At 59.9% G+C, this 24,457-nt stretch carries 18 protein-coding genes; 9 read left to right on the top strand and 9 right to left on the bottom strand.

Annotated elements, in window-relative coordinates:
- Positions 1 to 36: 36 nt before the first annotated feature.
- Positions 37 to 1,095: an RNA 3'-terminal phosphate cyclase gene (gene rtcA / locus IGB42_RS16205; RefSeq protein ID WP_159673548.1), complete on the top strand. Its 1,059-nt coding sequence runs from the start codon at positions 37 to 39 to the stop codon at positions 1,093 to 1,095.
- Between the two features lie 119 nt (positions 1,096 to 1,214).
- A complete protein-coding gene (locus IGB42_RS16210; RefSeq protein ID WP_159673550.1) occupies positions 1,215 to 2,852 on the top strand; it encodes a hypothetical protein in 1,638 nt (545 codons plus the stop codon).
- Positions 2,853 to 2,885: 33 nt separating this feature from the next.
- Here the strand turns inward: IGB42_RS16210 and prfH are convergent, their stop codons facing one another.
- The 6 genes from prfH to IGB42_RS16240 form a co-directional block, all read right to left on the bottom strand.
- Positions 2,886 to 3,500, bottom strand: a complete 615-nt coding sequence (prfH, locus tag IGB42_RS16215) for a peptide chain release factor H (RefSeq protein ID WP_159673552.1) — start codon at positions 3,498 to 3,500, stop codon at positions 2,886 to 2,888.
- Entirely contained in the window at positions 3,497 to 4,642 is a 1,146-nt protein-coding gene (locus tag IGB42_RS16220) for an RNA ligase RtcB family protein (RefSeq protein WP_159673554.1), read from the bottom strand. The genes prfH and IGB42_RS16220 overlap by 4 nt, the downstream gene beginning before the upstream one ends.
- A 492-nt stretch (positions 4,643 to 5,134) precedes the next feature.
- Positions 5,135 to 7,201, bottom strand: a complete 2,067-nt coding sequence (fusA, locus tag IGB42_RS16225) for an elongation factor G (RefSeq protein WP_159673556.1) — start codon at positions 7,199 to 7,201, stop codon at positions 5,135 to 5,137.
- A gap of 763 nt (positions 7,202 to 7,964) precedes the next feature.
- On the bottom strand, positions 7,965 to 9,170 hold the full coding sequence (locus IGB42_RS16230) for an alpha/beta hydrolase-fold protein (RefSeq protein WP_159673558.1): 1,206 nt from the start codon (positions 9,168 to 9,170) through the stop codon (positions 7,965 to 7,967).
- Between the two features lie 170 nt (positions 9,171 to 9,340).
- Positions 9,341 to 9,838, bottom strand: coding sequence for a methylated-DNA--[protein]-cysteine S-methyltransferase (locus tag IGB42_RS16235; RefSeq protein WP_159673560.1), 498 nt, complete (start codon positions 9,836 to 9,838; stop codon positions 9,341 to 9,343).
- Positions 9,839 to 10,071: 233 nt separating this feature from the next.
- Complete coding sequence (locus IGB42_RS16240; protein WP_159673562.1) at positions 10,072 to 10,605, bottom strand: riboflavin biosynthesis protein RibA; 534 nt, start codon at positions 10,603 to 10,605, stop codon at positions 10,072 to 10,074.
- Between the two features lie 402 nt (positions 10,606 to 11,007).
- On the opposite strand from IGB42_RS16240, the gene IGB42_RS16245 reads away from it, so the two are divergent.
- The 3 genes from IGB42_RS16245 (at position 11,008) to IGB42_RS16255 (ending at position 15,669) form a co-directional block, all read left to right on the top strand.
- Positions 11,008 to 13,293, top strand: a complete 2,286-nt coding sequence (locus tag IGB42_RS16245) for a kelch repeat-containing protein (RefSeq protein ID WP_159673564.1) — start codon at positions 11,008 to 11,010, stop codon at positions 13,291 to 13,293.
- A 431-nt stretch (positions 13,294 to 13,724) separates the two neighbouring features.
- Complete coding sequence (locus tag IGB42_RS16250; RefSeq protein ID WP_159673567.1) at positions 13,725 to 14,831, top strand: CAP domain-containing protein; 1,107 nt, start codon at positions 13,725 to 13,727, stop codon at positions 14,829 to 14,831.
- 103 nt (positions 14,832 to 14,934) lie between these two features.
- The gene (locus IGB42_RS16255; RefSeq protein ID WP_159673570.1) at positions 14,935 to 15,669 is read left to right on the top strand and encodes an alpha/beta fold hydrolase; all 735 of its coding nucleotides are present in this window, start codon (positions 14,935 to 14,937) and stop codon (positions 15,667 to 15,669) included.
- Between the two features lie 72 nt (positions 15,670 to 15,741).
- Here IGB42_RS16255 and IGB42_RS16260 read toward each other — a convergent pair whose 3' ends face one another.
- Positions 15,742 to 16,041 (bottom strand): helix-turn-helix domain-containing protein, encoded by a 300-nt coding sequence (locus IGB42_RS16260; RefSeq protein WP_159673573.1) that lies wholly within the window; start codon positions 16,039 to 16,041, stop codon positions 15,742 to 15,744.
- Positions 16,042 to 16,156: 115 nt separating this feature from the next.
- Here IGB42_RS16260 and IGB42_RS16265 point away from each other — a divergent pair, with 115 nt between their 5' ends.
- From IGB42_RS16265 to IGB42_RS16280, 4 genes are all read left to right on the top strand, one after another.
- Positions 16,157 to 16,543: a hypothetical protein gene (locus IGB42_RS16265; protein WP_159673575.1), complete on the top strand. Its 387-nt coding sequence runs from the start codon at positions 16,157 to 16,159 to the stop codon at positions 16,541 to 16,543.
- A 529-nt stretch (positions 16,544 to 17,072) separates the two neighbouring features.
- The gene (locus tag IGB42_RS16270; protein WP_159673578.1) at positions 17,073 to 17,990 is read left to right on the top strand and encodes a DUF4007 family protein; all 918 of its coding nucleotides are present in this window, start codon (positions 17,073 to 17,075) and stop codon (positions 17,988 to 17,990) included.
- The gene (locus IGB42_RS16275; RefSeq protein WP_159673581.1) at positions 17,983 to 21,318 is read left to right on the top strand and encodes an ATP-binding protein; all 3,336 of its coding nucleotides are present in this window, start codon (positions 17,983 to 17,985) and stop codon (positions 21,316 to 21,318) included. Before IGB42_RS16270 ends, IGB42_RS16275 begins: the two co-directional genes overlap by 8 nt.
- Entirely contained in the window at positions 21,311 to 22,153 is an 843-nt protein-coding gene (locus IGB42_RS16280) for a phosphoadenosine phosphosulfate reductase family protein (RefSeq protein WP_159673583.1), read from the top strand. The genes IGB42_RS16275 and IGB42_RS16280 overlap by 8 nt, the downstream gene beginning before the upstream one ends.
- Before the next feature lie 5 nt (positions 22,154 to 22,158).
- Here IGB42_RS16280 and IGB42_RS16285 read toward each other — a convergent pair whose 3' ends face one another.
- On the bottom strand, positions 22,159 to 23,046 hold the full coding sequence (locus IGB42_RS16285) for a protein kinase (RefSeq protein ID WP_159673586.1): 888 nt from the start codon (positions 23,044 to 23,046) through the stop codon (positions 22,159 to 22,161).
- Positions 23,047 to 23,064: 18 nt separating this feature from the next.
- Positions 23,065 to 24,426 (bottom strand): DUF262 domain-containing protein, encoded by a 1,362-nt coding sequence (locus tag IGB42_RS16290; RefSeq protein WP_159673588.1) that lies wholly within the window; start codon positions 24,424 to 24,426, stop codon positions 23,065 to 23,067.
- Between the last annotated feature and the right edge of the window lie 31 nt (positions 24,427 to 24,457).

Raw genomic sequence — 24,457 nt, forward strand, 5'->3', positions numbered from 1 at the left:
CCCGGGCTGCGGTGGCGATCACCACAAAAGAACCAGATGAATACCCAAGACTGGATAGAACTCGACGGCGCTGCAGGTGAAGGCGGCGGGCAGGTGCTGCGCACCGCGCTGACTTTGGCCATGATCACTGGCAAGCCGTTCCGTATCGAACACATCCGCGCCAAACGCAATAAACCCGGCCTGCTACGCCAGCACCTGACGGCGGTGCAGGCAGCCGCCACCATTTCCGGTGCAACCGTAACCGGCGCGTTGGCTGGCTCGCAAAGCCTGAGCTTTGTACCCGGTGCTATCCGCGGCGGCGATTACCAGTTTGCCATCGGCACGGCAGGCAGCTGCACGCTGGTGCTGCAGACCGTGCTGCCAGCGTTGTGGTTTGCCGATGCACCCAGCACCGTTACGGTCAGCGGCGGCACGCACAACAAGGCCGCGCCGCCTGCCGACTTTTTGATCCGCAGCTGGGCGCCGCTGGTGGCGCGCATGGGCGTGCAACAAACACTGGCACTGCAGCGGCATGGTTTTTACCCGGCCGGTGGCGGTGAGGTACACGCCAGCGTGCAACCCATCACCGCGCTGACCCCGCTTACTTTGCTTGAACGCGGCGCGCTGCAGCAGCTGAAAGCCGAAGCCATCGTTGCCGGGGTGAGCTACAGCATCGCCAAGCGCGAGCTGGATCAGCTGGCCAAGCGGCTGACCGATAGTGCCGTGCCGCTGCAAAGCGAGGTGCGCGAGCTGTCGGCGATTGAAGGCCCGGGCAATGCACTGCTGTGCGATGTGGTACACGAGCAGGTGACGGAAGTGTTCACCGGTTTTGGCGAGCGCGGTGTGTCGTCCGAAGCCGTCGCCAATCATGTGGGCGGCCATGTGCGTGGCTATCTGGCCAGCGGCGCTGCGGTGGGGGAGTACCTGGCTGATCAGTTGTTGTTGCCGCTGGCGCTGGCTGGGGGCGGGGCGTTTACCGCGGCTACGGCGTCGTCGCATCTGCTGACCAATATCGGGGTGATCGAGCGGTTTTTGGCATTAAAGATACAAGTGACCCAGAGTGATAATGGTGTGGTACAGATTGCCTTGGGAAAACAGGGCATCGTTATCAAGTGACTTCAATCTGATTTTTGAAGTATTACCTATTTCATGTACGGATCCCCTGGCAATAAAGAGTGGATGCGCGGGGATATATTTTTCTCTGTTTGTGAAATTTGATTTAAAAATGGATGATTATGTACAGTTATTTGAGAGGCTTGTTTTTGTCGAAAAAGGAAGTTGCTTCCGAAGTGATAATCCCCAAGCCGTGGGATGCCGATCGGCAAAGTATTTATCAGTTTCTCAATTCATTCCCCCGTGAGAAGGGCAAACCGCTTCCGGACGAGGCTGGCATTTTGCCTGATGAGGCGATTGTTCATGCAAAATCCGGTAACGGCATGCGCTGGGCTAGTGGCGCTATGGATGGTGCTTTTGGACATCATGCAGGCAGCGCACCGGACCAATCAAATGTCGATGCGATCTACAATGCTTTGCACTCAGCCACGCTGAACCCTTCGGCTGCGAATATCAAGACTTTATATATACTGATAGCGGATGACAATGTGCTCAATATTGCCGATGCTCTCCTGAGTCAGATATGTGTGAAAAAATCTTTACCGCTTATCAAGCTTCAAACGCTAACGCTCTGGCTGGCCAGAGAAAGCCCTGATCGAGGGGCGGTCAAGCTGGCGGTCGCTTTACTTGGCATGTTTTCCTCTGCTGCTGATATCGATCTTTTGATGACATTGGGTCTGCATGAGGAGTTCACGCTTTTTGCTGCGGTTGCATTGGGTAATGCACTTGAGGAGTCTGAGGCGGAGGCCGCTTGGTGGGAACTTGCTAAATGCGTTGATGGTTGGGGACGTATCCATCTGGTAGAGCGGCTAGCCCAGACCAAATGCACTGGTATTCAAAACTGGCTGTTGCGCGAAGGCTACGCCAATAGCGTGATGCATGAGTACCTTGCATACGATTGCGCCGTAGGTGGAAATCTGGAGGCCGCACTTGGTATCGAGAATATCGACGATGCCCTGCTATTAGGGGCTGGAGATATTATACAAGCGCTCATTAACGGCGGGCCTGCACAAGACATGACCGATTACGAGGGCGGTGCCGCTGTCATTCAACTGTACTTGGGGCATTTGCAACGTAGCCGCATACGGAGCGTTGAGCCTATCCTTGCGGCGCAAGCAGTGATCTTCTTTATTGAGCAGCCACGAGAGTGGGAGGTGCTGGAGGCCTATGGATGGAAGAATTCCGCTCGCCAGCGCATCGTTGATTCTGCAAAAGAGATACTGAAAGAAAAGCATTGGGCTCTTATGGTTCAGGATCAGTTGCAAGCAGAAGATAGCGTTTCATTCTGGAGTGCGGCCAGAGCCGCAGAAGTGCTGGGCGATGACCCGTGGGAGCAACGCTTTTGCCACCAGCAGAATGGCCGTAGCGAACAGTGGTATGACCTGATGAGGACCGACGATGCAAACCGGGTGCAGCGTGTTATCGACTTGGCTGTCAAGCAGCTCGATCTCGAAAAAATAGCAACGGGTCCGGCGGCAGAACTGGGTCTTGGACCAGATTATCGTTGCCACACAGCGCTTGATTTTATTCTCCAGTCGTTGGACCGGTTTCCCGGTTTGGGTTGGGGGCTGATCGATGCTGGTTTACGTAGCCCGGTGACCCGGAACCGTAACATGGCACTACGTGCGCTAGCCGGCTGGGGGCAAGCTAATTGGCCTGCGAATACCAAGCAAGTGCTTGAGGCTGCACGTTCGAAAGAGCCCGAGTCGAGGGTGAAAGAGAATATTGAAAACGTCTTGGCCGGCCGCGAAATGGCGTAATGCGCTGTTAAGTAGCCGTGTTCGGTCATAGGCTCAAGCCGCTTCAAACTTCATCCCCCTGAACACCCGCGCCGGATTACCGCGCTCTACCTCGAAGTGCAGTTGCCGGCGTTCGGCGCGCTGGGCGGCGTTGCTGGCGGCTTGTTGTTCGGCCAGCTTGTGAGCGATCAGCGCGATGGCCAGCCGCTTGTTGGCGTGCTGGCTGCGCTCGGTCTGTACGCGCACGCTGATGCCGCTGGCCACGTGCGTGGCGCGGATGGCGGATTCGGTCTTGTTTACGTGCTGGCCGCCGGGGCCGCCAGCCTTGCAGGCTTCGAAGCGGATTTCGCTTTCCAGCTGCCGGGCCGGCGCCGCGCATTGCGCAATGCCGATGAACCAGTTCTTGCGCGCGTGGCGCGGGCGGAACGGGCTGGCGCAGGTCCATTGCAGCGTGCCCAGCCATTGCCGCGCCAGTGCTTCCGCACCGTCCCCCTCCAGGCTGAGCAGTGCAGAACGCAGCGTGCCGGGCTCGTCGCCCGGTTCTTCCTCCAGCAGGCTGCTGTGAATACCGGCGTGGTCCGCCTCCCGCGCCAGCCGGGCCAGCGCCTTCACCACGGCCAGCTGGCATTCGGCCGGGCCGTGCGCGGCAGAGAGTTGCAGCAAGATCATCGGCAGCACTCCCCGCTGGTCTTGTACGTCAGCAGCGGTGCCAGCCGTGCCAGCTTGCGCAGCAGGCCGGCTTGCTCCAGCGCATCCACCACGCTGTCGATGGCCTTGTAGGCTTCGGGGGCTTCTTCGTACAGCAAGTCGCGGTCTTCGCAGATCACGTGGCCGCCCAGCCGGGTGCGGGTGAGCTGGGCTGCGGTGTAACGCCGTTCCAGCCGGCCCTTGCAGTCCTTGCGCGCCCATTTGCGGCCGGCACCGTGCGCCAGCGAATACAGGCTATCCAGCCCCGCTTCCGCCACCGGTTGTACCAGGTAGCTGTAATCCCCGCGCGAACCCGGTATCACCACCGCGCCCACGTCGGCCGGTGTGGCGCCCTTGCGGTGCAGCCAGCCATCCTCGCCGGCGATGCGGGCAGGGCTGACCAGGTTGTGGTTGATGTCCAGCACGCAGCGGCCGTCACTGCGCCAGCGTGCCAGCATGCGCCGGGCGATCAGTGCGCGGTTGGCTTCGGCAAAGCGCAGCGCGTTGTCGTGCCGTGCCAGATAGGCAGTGCACTCGGCGCTGCCCAGCGTCAGCGGGTTATGGCCGTGCGCGATCATGTGCAGTTCCAGAATGGCCTGCCCCAGCCCGCGCGATCCGCTGTGCACCAGCAGTTGCAAATGGCTTGCATCCAGCCCCAGTGCCGCGACGGCATCGGCATCGAAGATGGTTTCCAGCCTTTGCACTTCGGCAAAGTGATTGCCGCTGCCGATAGTGCCCAAGGCGGCGGTGTAATCGGCATCGGCCAGCTGCAATGCATCGATCTGCGCTTGCCAGCTGCCGTCCAGCGGGCAATCGATGCTGCCCAGTTGCTTGGCCAGCTTGGCGGCGCTGCTGCGGCGCGCATCCAGCCCGGTTTGCCACAGCGCCATGCCGCAGCCGATATCGCTGCCGATCAGCGCCGGATAGATCTGGCCGGTGGAGAAAAATGCTGCGCCCACCGGGTAGCCGCGGCCGGGGTGCAGGTCAGGCATGCCGGCCACGCGGCGCATGCCCGGCAGTGTTGCTGTGTGTTTGAGTTGGCGAAGTGCTTCGCCTTCGATCCAGGTATCGGCCGTGGCGCACAAAGTGACGCCGTCAGCCAGGTATTGCATGGCATTGCCCATGGTGTATTCCGTTCAAAGATGAAAAGAAATGCAGAACGGCAGGCCGTAGCCCGGGGCAGATGCAGAAGATTCAGAGTGTGGTCGGAAAGACCTGAGAAATCTGGCGCGATAAACCCGGACTACAGCCCGCGAAGGGAGGAATGGCAGCGGAACATCATGGTGTTTTCCTCCTTGAGGCGTAGGGGGTGAATCGGAAAGGTGGCGGAAGGTAACATGCGGCGATTTGCGCTGGCAAAGGGGCTGTGGCGTTTTTGCAACGGCCATGCGTGGGCAGGCAACGGCGCGGCCGTTGGCGCTGGCCCGCGCTGATTTCACCCCAGCCAAGCTGCAACGCATCTGCCGCCTTGCCGCCCGGATGGTTTGCCAGGATGGCCACACCCATCCCTCGCGCAAAGGCTTCGCCCAAAGAAAAAGGCGGGCACCAGGTGCCCGCCTTCAGTTGGCCCGAAGGCCGTTTACTACCTTGTTGCAACTGCATGCATCGCGGCTGGCTTAGCCCGCGATGGCCACTTCCGCATGCCGTGGCGCGGTGGCGTAGTGATCGAACTGCATCGTGTAGCTGGCGCGCCCTGCAGTCAGCGCGCGCAGCTGGCCGATGTAGCCGAACATTTCCTGCAGCGGTACGTGCGCGTCGATCACCGTGGCGTTACCGCGCATTTCCTGCTGCCGCACCAGGCCGCGGCGGCGGTTGATGTCGCCGATCACATCACCGATGTGATCCATCGGCGTGACCACTTCCACCGCCATGATCGGCTCCAGCACGACCGGGCCGGCTTGTTTCAACGCCTGGCGCATGGCATTGCCAGCCGCCAGCTCGAACGCCTGTTGCGACGAATCCTTCTCGTGGAACCCCCCATCCAGCAGGGTGATTTTCAGATCCACGACCGGATGCCCCGCCAGCACGCCCACCTTGGCGGCATTGCGTACACCCGCCTCTACCGCAGGGATGAACTCCCGTGGAATGGCACCACCCACGATGCGGCTTTCAAACTGCACGCCGTCACCGCGTGGCAGCGGTTCCAGCTGCAGCACCAGCTCGGCAAACTGGCCGGGGCCGCCGCTTTGCTTCTTGTGCACGTGGTGTACTTCCGCCACCTGCGTGATGGTTTCGCGGTAGGCCACTTGCGGGCGGCCCACTGTTACATCCACCTTGAAGCGCGTACGCAGCTTTTCCAGCGTCACTTCCAGCTGCAATTCGCCCATGCCGGACAACACCGTCTGGCCCGCATCGGCATCCTGCCGCAGCTTCAGGCTCGGGTCTTCCTGCAGCAGCGCCTGCAAACCCTTGAACAGGTTCTGCTGGTCTGCCTGCGACCTGGGCTCGATGGCGATGTCGATCACCGGCTCGGGCGCATCGATGCGTTCCAGCAGCAGCGTGTGCGCCGGGTGGCTGAGCGTATCGCCGGTTACCGTGGCCTTCAGGCCCACGATGGCGACGATATCGCCAGCCGCCGCTTCATCGCGCTCGCGCTTGCGTTCTGCGTGCATCTCGTACAGCCGCGCAATGCGCTCGTGTTTGCCATTGGTGGCGTTCAGCACCACATCACCCACTTTCAGCCGGCCACGGTACAGCCGCACAAACGTCAGTGCGCCGTGGTCGTCCTGCACCACCTTGAACGCCAGCGCGGCCAGCGGGCCGTCCGGGTCTGCTTCGATGGCCAGCGTGGTTTCCCCGTTGGCATCGCTTGCATCACCGGCCGTGGCCGTCACGGCTGCAACTTCACCCGGCGCCGGCAGGTACGCCACCGCCGCGCTCAGCATGGGTTCCACGCCCTTGTTCTTGAACGCGGAGCCCAGCACCACCGGCACGAATGCGCCATTGATGGTGCCGCGGCGGATGGCAGCCTGCAGCGCATCCAGCGGGATATTCTGCCCGTCCAGATACGCGCCCAGTAGCGCGTCGTCCTGTTCCACGGCGGTTTCCACCAGCCGCGTGCGGTATTGCTGCGCTTGGGCCACCAGTTCTGCCGGGATGGCGGTTTGTGTGAAGCTGGCCGGCGCACTGCCGGCAGGCCAGGTCAGCGCCACCATCTGCACCAGATCGATCAGGCCATGGAAATCGCCTTCCGTGCCGATGGGCAACTGCAGCACCAGCGGGGTAACGCCCAGCCGTTGCTCGATCATGCCCACCACGCGCAGGAAGTCTGCGCCGGTGCGGTCCAGCTTGTTCACGAACGCCAGCCGTGGCACGTGGTATTTGTCGGCCAGCCGCCAGTTGGTTTCGGTTTGTGGCTCCACGCCGGCCACGCCGTCGAACACCACGATGGCGCCATCCAGCACGCGCAGCGAACGGTTCACCTCGATATTGAAATCGATGTGCCCGGGGGTATCGATCAGGTTGATCTGCGTACCCTGCCAGAACACGGTGGTGGCCGCGCTGTTGATGGTGATGCCACGTGCCTGCTCTTGCGGATCGAAATCCATGGTGGCGGCGCCGTCGTGCACCTCGCCCAGCTTGTAGTTCTCGCCGGTGTAATAAAGGATGCGTTCGGTGGTGGTGGTTTTGCCTGCATCAACGTGGGCGATGATGCCGATATTGCGTAGTTTTCTGTTTTCCATCTGGGTTCACCCATTCGTGAAACCGCCGCACCGGGGAGCGCCTTGGGCTGCTCGCCATCGGGTGTTGCGGTTCATTCGCCCCGTTGGGGGCCGGCACCTTGCGGTACCTTTTGGGCCTTCCCGTGTGCTTTTACATCCGGGAGGGCCACGCCGTTTCTTGCGGTGTGGCCGCCGCCCGCGCCATACGCAGCGCAGCAGCCGAAACCCCGCCAAAGGATGGGCGCAAGCCCCCGATCCCCTGGCCGGTTTGAATTGTTTCAATCTGCTTGTCGTAGGTCCGCATGGCGAACTCCCTGGTTGGTGTTGGTAAAGCCAAAAACAAAAACCCCGGTAGGGTGAGCTACCGGGGTCTGGCATATTGGATACCCGGTAGCCTTGGCTCCGAGCAAAGCTCAGTGCCTAAGTATGAAATGCCAGCAAAGCGTGATCTGCACCGCACACGCGCACGCATGCACACGCCGCTGCAGATGCAGCAGAAACGGGCAGGGCGATGGTGGGCAACAAATACACGGTCATGATGGCTTCCAGTGAATACCTGACTAATCTAGTGCGGTATTGCGGCAATTGCAAGGGCTACGATAGCATTTGTTGCAAAAAAAGCGCCGCCAGATAGCAATTCTTGATGGGCGGCAGGGTTGGGGCCTGCATGTGGCCGAGCCCCGCCCCGTCCTTCCGTTAGCAACGCATGCCGGCGCTGCAGCCACAACCGCAGCGCCGGCATGCGTTGCCGATCTGCTTCAGCAAACTGCTGACTGGATCCGCATCATGGCTGTGCCGGATACGTAGCCTGCAGCCCGGCGGTGGTGGCATCCAGCGGCGCGGTTTCGTGCTCGCGCCCCGGGAAGACCGCTTGCGACACCGGCACCTGCTTGCCCGCCAGCAAGCTGGCAAAGCCGGCGGTATCTTCCAGGTACGGGCTGCCTTCCAGCGCGCCCATGCTCAGGAACACCTTCTGCACCGGGGCAAACTGGCTGGCCGGCAAGGCCTGCGCCTGGCCCACCAGTTTGTAATCGTGATACCACAGCGACGGGCTGTTGATCAGGTAGCGGCCAAAGGTAGCCGGGTGGTGCACCAGTGCATCTGCCGCCCACAGCCCGCTGAGGGATGTGCCATGAATGCCGCGCGCAGCCGCGTTGGTGATATAGCGGCCCTCCACCTGCGGGATCAGCTGGTTCTGCAAGAAGGCCTGCAGCGCCGGGCCGCCGCCAGTGATGCGCAGGTTGGGGTCGAAGTTGCCCAGGTATTCATCCTCTGCCTGCCAGTAGGTGGGGGTGTAATCCCGCTCGCGGCGCAGCCAGCATGCATCGATGCTGTCCGGGCAATCCACGCCCACCAGGATCAGCGGTGCTACCTGCCCGCTGGCCTGCAGTGCCTGGTATTGCTCGGTAACCAGTGCGCCGACCACGAACCAATCGAGCACATACACTACCGGGTACGCATGGTCTGGCTGGAAGTTGGCCGGCAACTGCACCCGGATGCGGTAATCCGCCGTGAGTTGCTGCCCGGCAAAGCTGATCGGCTGCACCTGTTGCGCGGTCAGCGTGTAGCTGTAATCGGCCAGGTAGTTGCAAATGCCCGCATCGCGCCACACCGGCTGCGTGCCGCCTACGGCCGGGTCTGCACCCTTGGTCCACCAATTGGCCACGTAGTTGTGCCCTTGCCGGCTGACCACCGCATTGCCCTGATAGGCAGCCTGCGCCCGCCAGGCATTGCCGCATGCCAGCGGCGGCTGGGTTGGGTCCAGCACCAGCCACGGCTGGCCGCTGCCCAAGGGGCCGGCGTATTGCTGCGGATGCTGGTTTTTGGTCCACCACTGGGCGCGGTAATCCTGGCCGGCCACGGTTACCGTATCGCCAGCGTTATACACCTGGCTGCTTTGCCAGGGCGCTGCCGCCATGGCGTAGTGGCAGAGCAATGCCGCCAGGGCGGTCAGTGCGGATCGCTTGATGCGTGATTTTTTTATAGGCATGACGTCTCCATCTCTGGTTTGCGCACGAGCGCGCACCAGGATGATGCCTGTTGCATACAGTGCTGTCGGGTGCTTTTGCTCACACCAGGACTGGATGAGGGCTGCCGCTTGGGTAGCCATGCCTTGCACAAGTGACAGCCGCGTCGCCGCCGGTGGCCTGCGGCCATGCATCAACCCTGTGCCTTGCCTGCCCCAGCCTCTACCGCCAGCAGCAGCCGCTTGGCGGCCAGCCCGCCGGCAAAGCCGGTCAGCGCGCCACTTGCGCCGATGACCCGGTGGCAGGGCGCCACGATGGAGATGGGGTTGCGGCCATTGGCAGCGCCCACCGCCCGCACCGCCTTTACATTGCCGATCTGCATGGCGATCTGCGTGTAGCTGCGGGTTTCGCCAAACGGGATGGTCAGCAGCGCTGCCCACACCTGTTTCTGGAACGGTGTGCCCATAAAATCCAGCGGCAGATCGAACTGCGTTCTTTGCCCGGCAAAGTATTCCTGCAGCTGGCGCTCTGCCTCATCCAGCACCGGGCTTTGGTCTGCCGGGCGCAGCTCGCCCAGGCGCACGCGGTCGGGGCGATCGTTTTCCCACAGGATGGCGGCCAGCTTATCCCCGTTGGCCACCAGCTTGAGCTGGCCTACCGGGGATGCCATTACCTTGTAGACGTATGCCATTGCTGCCCCACCACGATTTGCGCTTGATGGTGGCAGAGTATATGCAAATCTGTAGCGCGGTAGGCGGGGTAGGCAGTGCCGTGGCCGGCAAATGATGGCATGGCAGTGCGCACGTTGCCTGTTGGAGATTCCACCGTGGCCGTCGCACCCGAATGACAAAAGCGCCAGCGGCGCCTTTGTCACTCTCCCAGCTGTACGCGCGCGGCATTGCCAGGCGTGCACCGTTGGTCTGCCTAAGCCGTACGCATGACCTTGCCGTGCGTGATATTGCCCAGCACGCGCATGGCTGCATCACATTGCTGTGATGAAGTCGGGTGCACCACCACTGCCCACTGGCCGTGCTGTACCGCATCGCGCACCGGCGTGATCACCGCGGCATGATCTGGCCGCATGGTGGCAAGGCCGCCACCCAGCAAGCCGAACACCATGCCCAGCACGCCGATCATCATGCCGGCAGCCAGCGGGCTGCTGACGATGGCGGGCAGATCGGCCGCATACAGCAGGCCGAACAGCAGCAACCCCATCACCAGCCCCACAGCGCCCAGCGTGGCATGCGCGCGGATGGCGGTGCGCACGATGCCGTTTGATTCCGGCTCCAGCTTGCGGCCGTAATGCTGGTCGGTAGGGGTGATCAGCTGCACCTGCGCACCCTCTGCCTGCGTGGCCTGGCGTACCTGCTCTGCCGCTGCAGTGGCGCTGGCTTCGTTATCGAATACGGCAGCAATCTTGGTGCGCGCCTCTTCACCGGATATCAGTTCACCTAGCATGGCGATTTTCCTTCTTGTACTGACGATGGCTGATTGTTGCGCCGCCGCGCCAGCGCGTATGCCCGCCAGCAGCCGGCTTTTGCGGTAGGCACTAACCTGCAGGCTGGCCAAAGCGCCTACTGCGCAATGCGGCCAATACGTACACATGCGGGGTTTGCCCAGCGGCGTACCGGGCAAAAACGGGTGTTACACCGGCCAGCGCAGGTGCCGGCGTGCAGCAAAATCATCCACGCTGCGCAGCGCAGCCAACGGGTGCCGCAGCATTGGCGCCGGCCCGGCAAGCCAACGGCAAACGCCGTTTTTGCTGCCCTGGCGGTGTGTGATGAAACTTACTTTTCTTGTATCGATTCTTGGCTATAAATCGTGTGTTTGATTACACCCAACCCAATTTCTGGTGGAAAAATGAACCAATCGCGTTTCAGACCATGGGCCACGCCCATGCGTATTTTCGTGGCCGCCCTGCTGACTGCAACCGGCGCGCAGGCGGCCATCAGCACCGGCAGCCTTGGCGTGCCCCGCATGTTTCACCAAGCCAGCAACCTGCCGGATGGCCGGGTGCTGTTTACCGGTGGCGAGGTCAGGCCAGGTACGCCGCCATATACCAGTGCAGAAATCTACGACCCTGCCACCAGCCTGTTCAGCGCCATCAACCCCATGCAGCAACCGCGTGCAGAACACGCTGCCGTGACGTTGAGCGATGGCCGCGTGCTGGTGGTGGGCGGTTCCGTAGCCACCAGCCCATCGCTGGTGGGTACCGCCACTGCAGAAATCTATGACCCTGCCACCGGCCAATGGGCCGTCACCGGCAGCATGAACTTTGCCCGCACGCGCGTGCTGGCACGGTTGCTGCCGGATGGCCGGGTGTTCGTCATCGACAAGGCCACCGGCTATGGCACCCCGTATGCGGAAGTGTATGACCCGCAAACGGGCACCTTTACCAAGACCGGCAACATGGTGGTGGCATCCAACTGGCACGGCATTGTCGTGCTCAACGATGGACGGGTATTGAAAGCGGGCGGCGAGGGTGCCAATGGCTACCTCACCCAGGCAGAAATCTGGAACCCGGCCACCAACCAATGGACTGCCACCGGCACCATGGGCACCGCGCGCGAGAACATCCAGCCCACGCTGTTGCCGGATGGCAAGGTACTGGTTGCCGGCGGCCGCAATATCACCTTTCTGGGCACCGCAGAAATCTACGACCCGGCAACCGGCACGTTTGCCGCCACCACCGCCATGCCGCAAGTGCTGAACCAGGCGGACTACAGCCTGCCGCTGGCCAATGGCGATGTCCTGGTATCGGGTGCGTATACCAGGAACATCTTGCGCTACAACGTGGCCAGCGGCAGCTGGACCACCATTGGCCCCAAACGCCTGGAGACCCGTGCCGGCACGGCCAACGTACTGGCCAACGGCAGCCTGCTGCTGGCTGGCGGCGCCGAGCAGAACGATGCCACCAGCTATGGCGAGGTCTTCGAGCCAGCCTGCACCACGCAAGCCATCACGCTCAACACCGCCAGCATCAGCCTGGCCAGCGATAACGGCAGCGCCACGGTAACGGTCAGTGGCGCGCCGGGCTGCCGTTTGGAAGCCGCCGGCTTGCCCGCCTGGCTGCAAGCCGCTACCCCCAACCCGCTGACCATCCCGGCAACGGGCAGCCTGGTGGTGACCTTTACCGCAGCAAGCAATGCCACCGGCAGCACCCGCAGCGCCAGCTTTACGCTGGGCAACAAGAGCGTGAGCGCCAGCCAGGCTACGTCGCCGGTATGCCCTACGTTGCCCACGCTGACACCCGGCACCTTCTCTTTTGGCGCTGCCGCCACCAGCGGCACGCTGAACGTGGCCGCAGCCGCCAGTTGCCCGTGGAGCATCAGCGGCCCCAGCTGGTTTACGCTGACCGGCGCGGCCAGCGGCACCGGTAACGCCACGCTGAACTACGCGGTGGCCGCCAATACCGGCACCGCGCGCAGCGGCACGCTGCAACTGAGTGCACTGGGCAACAGCAACGCCTATGCGGTCACGCAAAGCGCACCCGCCGCCTGCGCCACCGCCCCGGTGCTTACGCCAACCAGCATCAACCTGCCCGCTGCTGGCGGCAGTGCAACGGTGAGCGTGGCTGCATCCGCCAGCTGCAACTGGACGGCCACACTGCCCGGCTGGGCCAGCTTTAGCTCTGCCAGCAGCGGCACCGGCAATGGCAGCTTTACCTTTACCACAGCCGCCAACAGCGGCAGCACCGCGCGCAGCGGCAGTGGCGCAGTGCAAGGGCCGGGCGTGGCATCCACCTTCAACCTGTATCAGCCAGTGGCAACATGCAGCGCACCACCCGCCCAGCCCATCAGCAGCGGTGCCACCGCCAACGGCGTACTGCAGGCCAACAGCTGCAGCTATGGCCTGCGCGGCAATGGCTACAACACGGATCGCTATACCTTCCAGGCTGCGCCGGGCAACAAGATTGCCATCATGCTGGCGTCCACCGCGTTCGATACCTATCTGTACCTGCAAGACCCCACCGGCAAGCAGATCGCCTTCAATGACGACAGCAGTGGCACCAACTCACGCATCCCGGCGTATTCCGGCACGTTTACGCTGCCGGCCGGCGCTGCTGGTGCCTATACCATCCAGGTAAGCAGCTATTACAGCGGCAGCACCGGTGCATACAGCCTGGGCCTGAGCGTTACCCCGTAGCCTGCTGTGCCGGGGCTTTTTCTATTGCCGGGTGGGTGGCAACGTATGCAGCAAGCCTGCCGCTGCATGCCATGCCTTGGCCGGGGTAGCACGCGTATCCCACCGCACCTTGCCAAGGCCGCCGGCATACCTAGCCACGTTGCGTAAATCCACCCGGGCCAGACCGGCGGCGGCGAGGCCCGGATCAGCAACGGCCACCTACACCCACCAGCCACCCGCGCATGGCCTGCCCGGCACAGATCCGCTATGGATGGCACATGCGCAAGCGGTTGCTGCAGCACGCCGGCCCCCCGTTGCGTGCACCCGGCGACGATATCTTGCTACCGCCGCCCAGCCAGCGGCATCGCCGTTGCGGCCAGGCCACCCGGCACCACCCACCTGCCGGCCAGCATCAGCGCATGGTTATAATCAGCCACCCTAGTGGAGTTGCCATGACCATTGCCCAACCGTTGCCCCGCCGCCTATCCCTGCAATGCACCCAGCTGCTGCTGGTGCCCACCTTGTTGGCCCTGGCCGCATGTGGTGGCGGGGGCGGGGGCGACAGTACCGCAGCGCCCACGCCGCAGCCCACCAGCAAGCCCACGCTGGCGCCCACTGGCATACCTACAGCAGTGCCAACGGGCCTGCCTACCGGCACACCCACCACCGCACCGGGCGCCAACGAAGCCTTCGCCCCCATCAATACCGCCAGCCGCGCAGAAGTGGTGGCCCGCTACCAGGATGCCTTTTTGCCGCTGCGCGCCACCGCGTTCAGCTGGACGGGCAGCACCGGCACCTGCAACCCCGGTGATACTCCCCTCAGCTACAAATATGCCGAGGTAAAACTGCTGAACTACCTGCGCGCCATGGGCGGGCTGCCGGGCAATGTAACGCTGTCGCTGCTGCTCTCCACCAAGGCGCAGCAAGCCGCGCTGATGATGGATGCCAACGGCAAGCTCAGCCACGCGCCGGATGCCAGCTGGAAGTGTTACAGCGCAGACGGCGCAGAAGCCGCCGGCCGCGCCAACCTGGGCCTGAGCTCCGGCACGCTGAACGCCGGCATTGGCGGCATGGGTATGTACATTACCGATGGCGGCGTGGCATCGCTGGGGCACCGCCGCTGGCTGCTGTATTCCCGCCTGGGCGAAGTGGGCGTGGGCGATACCCCGCGTGCCAACGCGCTATACGTGATTGGCGGCAAAGCGGCCCCGGCCCCCACGCTGGCCAACGGCGTGCCGTGGCCGCCAGCCGGCTACGTACCGCAAGACAGCAGCCTGGCCCTGCCCACGCTGCCCTGGTCGTTCTCTTACCCCGGTGCGGATTTCAGCGCCGCCACCGTCGCGTTGACTGATGACACCAACACCGCCATCGCCCTGACCAGCGTAGGCCAGCTGGATAACGGCTACGGCGACAATACCCTCAGCTGGACCATCAGCCCCGGCGCCACCGGCTGGAACCGCTACCCGGCCGATACCCGCCTCAATGTGCTGATCAGCAATGTGAAGATCGCCGGGGTGGCAAAGAACTTCAGCTATGGCGTAACGTTTATCAAGCCGTAGCCGGGATCGGGGTAAGCGCGTAACGCCCTCCCGCAGGCTGTGGATGCCGCCGCCCGCCAAGCAAGGCTGGCGCGGCCTGACCCCGCATTGACCGGAGACCCTGATGACCACACCCCTTGTGATGATCCACGGCCTGCTCGGGCCGATTGATTTCTTTGAACCCGCCACGCTGCTGCGCGATATCCCCGTGCACACGCCCGCGCTGCTGGGCTACGGCCACCAGGGCGACGACATCAGCACGCCGCTTACCCTGGCCGGCCAAGCCGCGCATGTGGCCCGCTACCTGCAGCAGCAAGTCAACCAGCCCGCCTATGTGCTGGGCCACAGCGTGGGCGGCGCCATTGCCATGTTGCTGGCCAGCCAATACCCGCACCTGGTGAAAGGCATCATCAGCGTGGAGGGCAACTTTACGCTGAACGATGCCTTCTGGTGCCGCCGCATCGCCCCGCTGGATGCCGCCACATGGGCAGCCGAATACGCGCAAACCCAGAGCGACCCGGTAGCCTGGCTGGATAAAGGCGGCATCATTGCCGATAAGCAGCGCCTGCAGTGGGCCAAAACCATCCTGGCCAACCAGCCCGCCAGCACCGTGCAGGCCATGGCCCAGGCGGTGGTAAAAGAAACTGCCGAGCCCGCCTTTCTGGAACACATCCGCAAGGTGCTTACGCGCACCCCCGTATGGCTGCTGGCCGGCGAAAAATCCGCCGCCGGCTGGGATGTGCCGGACTGGACCAGAAAAGCCGCCCGCGCCTCCGCCATCCTGCCCGGTACCGGGCACATGATGATGCTGGAAAAGCCGAAGGAGTTTTGTGGGGCGCTGCGGGGGATGTTGTATTGAGAGGGGCCGGGGCTACGCTCAGGGCACCCGCCGCCATACTTGAATGATCGGTGTTCGCGTGCTGGCCTTGGATCAGCCAAGGTCAGCAGCAAGTCCCAACAGCTGTCTTTTGCCTTCCGCATTCAGCCGGTGAAACTGCTGCAGCAACTCTGCCTCATCATCACCCACCGCATAAAAATACGCCGCCGGCAGCCCAAGCTCTGCCGCCAGCTTCTCCACCAGCTCCAAGTCAGGCACCCGCTTGCCCAGCTCGTAGCGATTCATCCGCGCACTGGCAGACGCCGGGTCAATTCCGATCCTGATCCCAAGCTGCTCCTGCGATAGCTTTGCACGCAACCGCGCTTCCCTGAGTCTTTTGCTCAATGTGGACATAGTGTTCTTCGGAACTTGAAGAACAAGATCGTCCGGCGTTATGCTTTGCTGCATACTACCAATTTGGTAGTATTTGAGCCAAGATAGATGAACGCTCCTTCACGAGGGAAAGGTCATGATCAAGTTCGGGATTTATAGCAAGCTGCGCCGGTTGATTCCTGATCTGGCAGAGATGCGTGCACCCCGTAATTTGGTTGCACCTAGTGGAACGGCGTTTAGTGTGGAGCTCCTGTTTACCCAAGCAAACAAAGGGCAACTGGTGGTGCGCAGCGCGGGCGGACCGGTAGGGGAACGACCGGGCGTTACTATGATTCTGACAGTGGATTTCGCAAGTCATACCGCGCTAGCTGCTGCGTACCAAGATGGTTTCGGCTACCGCCGCGTACAACCTGATGATCACTCGGTGACTAACCAAGCTACGGCAGATGGGCTAAATCTTTTTCTAGATCAGTGGTTAAGTGACCTGTTAGTTAGCAGCTACACGCAATCGACGTCCAAGTAACTGCTGCCTCTGCAAAAGCGCTTTACCCTCAAGTAGCGCCGATTCGCACGCATGCAGCATAGGATTTCATCACCTGTTACCGTGGCATTGATTCCAATCAGATGGCCCTTACTCCCCGTACTCTAAGGCTGAAGCAGATCTAAGGCGAAACCGGCCAAATGACGCAACTTGGGATCTAGGTCAGTTCTCCCATCGAAAACTACCTCGGTAGCCAGCAGGTAAGAGAAATGCGTTTGCTATCTTGCCGAGCGCGGCAGTGACGAGTGACGCTAGGCGCTCGCAGGGCCAATGTCGTTACGCTCACTAAGCCGTAGCGCCTATTTAGAGCAAGCTCAATGGCATTGAGGCGCAGCGTTCAAAGTTCACGCAGTTGTTTAAGTGGGCTTTTGAGATTGAAATTTTTGTTTTCAATCAATGTGTTGTGAGCATTTCTTGTATTCCTTTCAAACATAAGAGGCTAAACCAGGGCTGATGGTAACCACTAACTGGTGAATGCCACCAGTTGGGAGATTGGCCTTATAATCATGCTATGACTACCCAAGTACGCTCAGGGGTTCCTGCCCACTTCTCAGGACACGAGACCTTCCCACTTCGTCAGATCTGGCTGAAAAAGGTCTTTAATCGCGCCGATCCTAGCGGGAAAATCCTCAAAACTGCCTTTGCGGACGCTGATGCCATTGCCAAGTTCGGTGTTGGCAAGAACATGGTTGCTTCCATGAAACATTGGGCTTTGGCCTGCGGAATTCTTGAGGAAGATGGCTCGGATGGGTTCCAAGTAAACGAGCTAGCTGCCGAGATCTTGCGAGATGATGGATTGGATCCTTACGCAGAAAACCCAGCGACCGCGTGGCTCGTGCATTGGCAGCTAGCGGGTCGATGCATTCGGTCCACGACGTGGTATTGGCTGTTCAATCACGTATCAGCCCCCATGTTCTCTCGCGCAGACCTGGAAGATACGCTGAATGATTATGCTTGGAAGCTGGACCCCAAGCATCGTTTGTCGAAAATGACGATTTCCAGAGACTTGGAAGTATGCATTCGAAGCTATGCGCCGCGTATGGCCGGAGGATCCCCGGAAGATTTCGCCGAGCCTCTCTTGGGAGAACTCGGCTTACTTCAAGAGGTTTACAAGGGTCACTATGCTTTTCGCCGGGGACCCAAGTCATCGTTGCATGAAGGTGTTTTCGCCTACGCGCTTATTGATTTCTGGAACCGTTTTGCTTCAGGGCAAAGCTCGCTTGCGTTTGAAACGATTGCTTATGAAGAAGGCTCTCCGGGGCGCGTGTTTAAGCTCGACGAGGAATCGATTGCTCAAAAACTGATTGCCCTTTCGGATTTCACTGGCCGGAAACTTGAGTGGACTGATTCGGGTGGTCTTCGCCAAGTCCATCGCAAAGAGCTGTCCAAGGAAGACATTAAGAATTTGATTAGGCACGCATATGACTGACCAGAAGCAACAGACGCTGGCAGACGTTGTCCAGATTTCGCGCCAATATCAGCGCTCTATCCGCATTGATGCCGACATAGGCCGGGCGGATGCCTTATCCGGCTACATTTGTCATGGTACTGCGACTGCCGTGATCGATGGCCTATGCAATCAACTTGCGAACACCAATCAGCGTTGCTTCACATGGACCGGCCCGTTTGGCGGTGGCAAGAGCTCGCTCGCGATCGGCTTGGCGAGCGCGTTGCATCCCGACGAAGACCTTCGCGCGAAGGCCCGCCAAGTCCTGCGACTGGATTCCAAGTCAACTTTTGATACCGCTTTCCCGGTCCAGACGGGCTGGTTGATCGTCCCGACGGTGGGGCGCCGAAGTAGCGTCGTTACTGAACTCTCTGCCGCATTATGTCGTGCGCAGGGCAAGGCGATCGATAACTCTAAAGAGCTCAGTGCGCAACGTCTCATCGCTGAATTGCTTGAGCAGGCCAAGAGCCGCCCACATGACGGCGTGCTAGTGTTGATTGATGAGATGGGCAAATTCTTGGAGGCCTCGGCCCTTGGCTTGGGAGATGATGTCTATTTCTTCCAAGAGCTGGCCGAAGCCGCAGCGCGTTCTGAAGGACGGCTTGTGGTCATTGGCGTGCTACATCAGTCTTTCGCGCAGTATTCGGCCCGCTTGGGTATCGATACTCGTGACGATTGGGCAAAGGTGCAAGGGCGTTATGCCGACTTGCCCTTCGTGGCCGCAAGCGATGAAGTTGTCGAACTGATTGGCCGCGCAATCGAAACGGACGAGCGCCCGCTTGAGATGCGAGACGCATCCAAGATCATCGCGGATGCAATCCGGTCTCGCCGGCCTGCTGTCGGGACAAACTTTGCCACGGCATTGGAGGCTTGCTGGCCATTGCATCCGGCCATGGCTGCCCTGTTAGGGCCAATCTCCAAGCGGCAGTTCGGGCAGAACGAGCGTAGCACGTTTGGGTTCTTGTCTTCGGTGGAGCCTCATGGCTTCCACTCATATTTGAATTCGACGCTTAAGAGTGAAGCAAGTTGGTACCGCCCGAGTGACTATTGGGACTACCTGCGTTCGAACCTGGAACCGGCAATTCTTGCTTCTGCCGATGGGCATCGCTGGTCCCAAGCAGTTGAAGCGGTCGAGCGCGCAGAGGCCAAAACCGGCGACTCACTTTTGGTGGCGCTTATTAAGAACATCGCAGTCATTGACCTGTTCCGCAACGGATCAGGCTTGGCCGCCGATGCCTTCGTTCTTGGCTCGCTCTTCCTTGATCAAGAGAGAGAAGAGCTCGATGCCGCACTTCAAAAACTGCGCTCGCTGAAAGTTGTTCTCTACAAGAGCTATACCGGCGCCTGGTCGGTATTTGAGGGCAGCGATTTCAATATTGATGCGGCTATTACACAAGCTATGGCTGCATCTTCGGGTATCGATTATGGCCGTCTAGCCCAGCTTATGAGCCTGCATCCTGTGGTAGCCAAACGGCATTACCATCAGACTGGCACCATGCGTTGGATGGAACTCTCGCTATGCAGTATCGAGGAGGCGGAGAAGATCGCAGCCAAGTTCCAGCCCAAGAACGGCGAGTTTGGTGCGTTCATCCTTGCATTGCCTGGCAAAGGAGAGAGTCAGCAGGCATCGCAGCTGCGCGCTCGGGCTTGCTCCAAACTTCGCCCATGGCCAGTGATAGTTGGCATTCCTTCCAATCATGCTCGCATCGCCGAGCTTTCTGCTGAGCTGGTCGCTTTGGAGCAAGTAAAAGACAGTCACGAAATTACCGGAGATTCTGTGGCCCGGCGCGAAGTACATGCGCGACTGGTCGCCACTCGAACCAATTTGGAGTATCAACTCCAAACTGCGGCATCGCAGGCACAGTGGCAGGATGGATCGGATGAGATTGTTGTGCAGGGCTCAAAGCTCTCTCCAATTGCCTCACGCCTTGCAAGTGAGTTGTTCATTAGTTCGCCACCCATTTGGAGCGAGTTGGTAAACCGAGATAGCGTGTCGAGCAACAGCGTAAAAGCTCGACGTGAGTTGCTGCATGCAATGATTAATGCTGAGGGTCAGGAGGTACTGGGCTTCGAGGGATTTCCCGCTGAACGTGGACTTTACGAGACTTTGCTGAACAGTACGGGTTTGTATCGTAAAGGCGCCTCTGGTGCATGGCGTTTCACGCCGCCAGGCGACGGTTCTGCGGCAGGATTTGAAGATCTATGGAATGCGACGAGATCCCTGTTTTCGAATGCCAATGCTCGGATTGGAGCAAATGAGATCTACGCGCTGTGGAGCCTGCCGCCTTTCGGTGTAAAGCTGGGGGTGCAACCTGTCGTCTTTGCTGCTTTTTTGTTGGCTCATAAGGCCAACGTCGCCGTTTACAAGGACGGCATGTTTATTCCGAGGCTCACCGATTTCGACATTGACGAGTGCTTGCAGGATCCCCGTCGCTTCTCATTGCGCTGGGTCACGATTGATGAAGATAAGAGCCACATCCTTCAAGGTATCTCCAAGCTCTTGGCCGAAGTCGGAGAGAAAACCGAAGCGGCAGACCCCCTTGAGGCTGCTCGTGGGCTAGTGGCGATGGTGTTCAATCTGCCGGAGTGGTCGCGAAGGACTGCTCGGCTGGGACAAACAGCCAAGGACATACGTGACCTGCTGTTAAAGGCCAGCGACCCCCACAAGGTTTTGTTTGTAGATTTGGCTTCATTGTTGAATGTTCCCAATGGCAAGGCCTACGTCAAGGCCTTGCGTGCGCCGCTGCAAGAGCTTGCAGGTGCCTATGACAAGATGCTGGCCGAAGTCGAGGCCAAGATGTTCGAAGCACTCGATACAAGTCGTGATGATCTTGCTGCTCTGCGTGAGCGAGCTAAATCCGTATCGGGTATTTCGGGTGATCTACGCCTTGATGCATTTGCGACACGCTTGGCCAACTTCGACGGCAGCAGGGCTTCACTTGAGGGCATTCTGAGTTTGGCGGCTGAAAAGCCGCCACGAGATTGGGTCGACCGCCACATTAACGCTGCAATTTTGGAGCTAGCCAAATTCGCTCGGCGTTTCCGCGAGGCAGAAGCATTCGTGGCGGTTCAGGGGCGTCAAGCACACAGTGAAGCTATTGCCGTTGTCATCGGAGCAGGGGCGGATACAAAGACAATTTCGCGGTCGTTCGCGATATCTGATCGCTACCATGAGATGGTGGAGACCAAAGCCGACCAGATCGCTTCAATGCTGGATGCTGAAGGGTTAGAAACAGAAGTCCTACTAGCGATCCTGGCCAAGGTGGGGATGAAGTTAGCGTCTATCGATAAGGAGGCTACAGATGACTGAGCGGCACGTTCTCGGTATCTCCGGTGGGAAAGACAGTGCCGCACTGGCTGTCTACATGCGCGACCGCCACCCTGAGCTAGACATCGAATACTTCTTTACCGACACCGGTGAGGAGCTTCCCGAGGTTGAGGAGTTCCTTGGGAAGCTGGAAGGCTTCCTTGGAAAAACGATCGCTCGGCTCAATCCCAAACGGACTTTCAACTTCTGGTTGCGTCAGTACAATCATTTCTTACCCAATCCTAATTCGCGTTGGTGTACCCGGCAGTTGAAGCTAGCGCCATTCGAGGAGTGGGTTAGACCTATGCTGGCTGCCGGCGACACGGTCACCTCATATGTTGCCATTCGAGCCGATGAGGATTACCGCGAAGGTTATGCAGCTAAGGCTGAAAACCTGTTTGTTAAGCTGCCCTTCCGCGAGGCTGGCATCGACAAAGCTGGCGTCATCGATATCTTGGAAAACTCCGGAGTCGGCTACCCGAAATATTACGAGTGGCGCTCACGTAGCGGTTGCACCTTCTGTTTTTTCCAGCAAAAAATCGAATGGGTGCGTCTTAGAGAGAGGCATCCAGAAGCCTACGAGGCTGCCAAGGCTTTGGAGAAGGATGCTTTGGAGCACGGCTCACCCTTTACTTGGTCTAAGGGCGAGTCGCTCTCTGATATGGAGAAGCCGGAGCGTGTCGCGGAGATCGAGTCCGAATACGAGATCCGTCGAGTCCGGATGCGCAAGGCGATCCCTATTAATCCGCTACGGCCCGTTAAGTCCTCTCCCGAGGATATTGATGATGTTTACGGTGTGGACGAAGGCAATGGCTCCTGCGCCGTTTGCCACAAGTAGACACGCTATCTGATGATCGCTGCCTCCAGCGCGGCATTGAATTCTGCACTGGTCCGATAACGGTTCAGGTTGTTGTGCAACAGCGCCCTTTCCATGACGGGATAGAGCTCCGCAGGACCTCGCCAGTCTGTATCGCGGACGATGCCAGTTGGATGCCTGCCACTCGTGGCATACCAGAAAACGGAAGCCAACTGGAAAACATCCGATGTTTGGCCGATCGCATCTGAGCAGCCTAAATTCTTGTTGAACGCCTCAGGCGACATCCACTGCGCAGGGCCGATCCTCTCGTCCATGCGTGATAGGTCAGGTCCTCCCTCATGCAGATCGCACAGGCCAAAGTCACTGATTGCCCACGCATTGCCAACAACCAAAATGTTCTCGGGCTTGATGTCTCGGTGCAGAGCCTTCTCGTTGATTTTCACCAACGCCTTGGAGAGACCGAGGAACTGTGCGAGGTAGGTCGCAGGCGGAATTTTATGAGGAGTCTTGGCGTGCTTGCCCAAGTCTTCGGATGCCTTCATGAGGATGACGAAGGGCACGTCTTCGACCTCGCCATGTCGCTGCGACACGACCCGGCCGCGCCGCATGGTCCGCTCCATCCTCGGCCCTGAGGCAACGCCGGTGGCGACAAATCGAATGATGTGCGGGTCATCGAAGCCGCGAAGCAGCTCGACCTCGCGCTGGAACCGCTCACGGCGACGCTGCCGCAACTCAAGTTGAAACTTCACTGCGTAACTGTCTCCTGAGAGCCTCTCATTGCACTCATGAACGACGGCATTGCCTCCCGCCGCGATACGCTCGCCGACGATGTAAACCTTGCCATCATCTCCTGTGATGCGGTCATCGATCGTGTAGCCGCTGCTGGGATTCCTAAAGAGTTCGATTTGGCTCATGGCTGGGCCTTTATCGACTTATTCGTCGCCATCGATTTCTTCATCGTCGTGCTCGTAGTCGTCTTCGATAACGCCCGGTATCTCCGTTCCTTCGATGATGGTCACGGCATTCAGGTCGTCTTTGCACGCGGAATGCGCCCACTTCGCATTCGAAAGCTGGAATACTGAGCTTCCTGCTGGCCAGTAAAGGATCGACCGGCCTAGGCTCGTTTCTCCCTCGTCGTATCTCCCGCATCCTTCGCAAACGAAGCCTTTCGCAGGGGGGCATCCGTCGCCATTGAAATTCGGATCGATCGCGAACCGAATGTCACTTGCGGTCTCTGAGAGGATGTTGCGTTGTTCCCGCTCGTGGATAGAGCCAGCATACGTGCCTCGCAAGATCGCCCTGATGAATGCCATGCGCCAATTCCGGCTCGATGACGAGTTCGCTTGGGAAACACAATAGACCGCGTATTTACTGAGGATCGACACTTCCGATGTGGGAGCAATGCGGCTGTCCAATAGCGTCAAGTCTTGCCGCAAGAAGCTCAAGTCTGTTGGTAAGGCTAGCCCGGATCGTCGGAGGGTAAGGACGGCGCAGAAGAACGAGTAGAAGTCCGCCTTCTGCTTCCAGCGGGTCTTTTTCATCGGGTAAGTCGAGTCGAAGATCTTCGAAATGTCTGAGATGGCCCCCTCAAACTCAGCGCGCGCAGCAGTGGACTCCGCCAGTGGCCAAACTGCGTAGTCCCGGCAGCACTCGTCAATGGCATCCTTCTTGTCACTGATGCCCCGAAGCTGCGCAGCCAACAACTCGCTCACGTATTCAACGTCAAGGGAACGTCGCCGCGCCGTGGCATTGAAAAGACCCATGTCATCGAGCGCATCTAGGTTGGCCAGTTCCTCAGAGATTTTCAAGAACTCGCCGGGAAAATCTGCCTTGCGTAGTTCTTGCCTATTGAGCGGCACCAAGTACTTGTTGACGCGGGAGTAGACCTCCCGTAACTCCTCGGGCGACAGACCGGAGGCCTCATTGAAATCAATCGAATACAGCAAGAAGTCGTCGCGGACTCCCTCTGGTAGCGTCGCGAAGTACCTGCCTTCATGAGGTCCGCAGTATGGCGCCTCCAATTGGAAAGCGTCATTCAAGAAGGAGAGGATCGTCGTGATCCGCTGCTGGCCATCGATCACGCTGCGATATGTCCTCATGTCCTTGATGGCCTTGGACACGAAGATTTTAGGCATCGGAATTTCATTGAGGATGCTGTCGATCAGCATCACGCGCGCAGCATCGCCCCAGACCTCACGTCGCTGATAGTCTGGCTGCAGAAGCAAAGTTCCATTCTCGTTCCACTCTCGGATGTCAGCGATCGTGTGAGGGCTCGACTGCCATTTCTTGGCCATTCGCTCTCTCCTAATAATTTTGGTAGTAGCT

It is taken from the genome of Andreprevotia sp. IGB-42, from assembly GCF_009848685.1.
GTDB lineage: Bacteria > Pseudomonadota > Gammaproteobacteria > Burkholderiales > Chitinibacteraceae > Andreprevotia.

Coding starts and splice junctions, on each gene's coding strand:
- rtcA (WP_159673548.1), top strand. CDS start 37: ATGAATACCCAAGACTGGATAGAACTCGACGGCGCTGCAGGTGAAGGC.
- IGB42_RS16210 (WP_159673550.1), top strand. CDS start 1,215: ATGTACAGTTATTTGAGAGGCTTGTTTTTGTCGAAAAAGGAAGTTGCT.
- prfH (WP_159673552.1), bottom strand. CDS start 3,500: ATGATCTTGCTGCAACTCTCTGCCGCGCACGGCCCGGCCGAATGCCAG.
- IGB42_RS16220 (WP_159673554.1), bottom strand. CDS start 4,642: ATGGGCAATGCCATGCAATACCTGGCTGACGGCGTCACTTTGTGCGCC.
- fusA (WP_159673556.1), bottom strand. CDS start 7,201: ATGGAAAACAGAAAACTACGCAATATCGGCATCATCGCCCACGTTGAT.
- IGB42_RS16230 (WP_159673558.1), bottom strand. CDS start 9,170: ATGCCTATAAAAAAATCACGCATCAAGCGATCCGCACTGACCGCCCTG.
- IGB42_RS16235 (WP_159673560.1), bottom strand. CDS start 9,838: ATGGCATACGTCTACAAGGTAATGGCATCCCCGGTAGGCCAGCTCAAG.
- IGB42_RS16240 (WP_159673562.1), bottom strand. CDS start 10,605: ATGCTAGGTGAACTGATATCCGGTGAAGAGGCGCGCACCAAGATTGCT.
- IGB42_RS16245 (WP_159673564.1), top strand. CDS start 11,008: ATGAACCAATCGCGTTTCAGACCATGGGCCACGCCCATGCGTATTTTC.
- IGB42_RS16250 (WP_159673567.1), top strand. CDS start 13,725: ATGACCATTGCCCAACCGTTGCCCCGCCGCCTATCCCTGCAATGCACC.
- IGB42_RS16255 (WP_159673570.1), top strand. CDS start 14,935: ATGACCACACCCCTTGTGATGATCCACGGCCTGCTCGGGCCGATTGAT.
- IGB42_RS16260 (WP_159673573.1), bottom strand. CDS start 16,041: ATGTCCACATTGAGCAAAAGACTCAGGGAAGCGCGGTTGCGTGCAAAG.
- IGB42_RS16265 (WP_159673575.1), top strand. CDS start 16,157: ATGATCAAGTTCGGGATTTATAGCAAGCTGCGCCGGTTGATTCCTGAT.
- IGB42_RS16270 (WP_159673578.1), top strand. CDS start 17,073: ATGACTACCCAAGTACGCTCAGGGGTTCCTGCCCACTTCTCAGGACAC.
- IGB42_RS16275 (WP_159673581.1), top strand. CDS start 17,983: ATGACTGACCAGAAGCAACAGACGCTGGCAGACGTTGTCCAGATTTCG.
- IGB42_RS16280 (WP_159673583.1), top strand. CDS start 21,311: ATGACTGAGCGGCACGTTCTCGGTATCTCCGGTGGGAAAGACAGTGCC.
- IGB42_RS16285 (WP_159673586.1), bottom strand. CDS start 23,046: ATGAGCCAAATCGAACTCTTTAGGAATCCCAGCAGCGGCTACACGATC.
- IGB42_RS16290 (WP_159673588.1), bottom strand. CDS start 24,426: ATGGCCAAGAAATGGCAGTCGAGCCCTCACACGATCGCTGACATCCGA.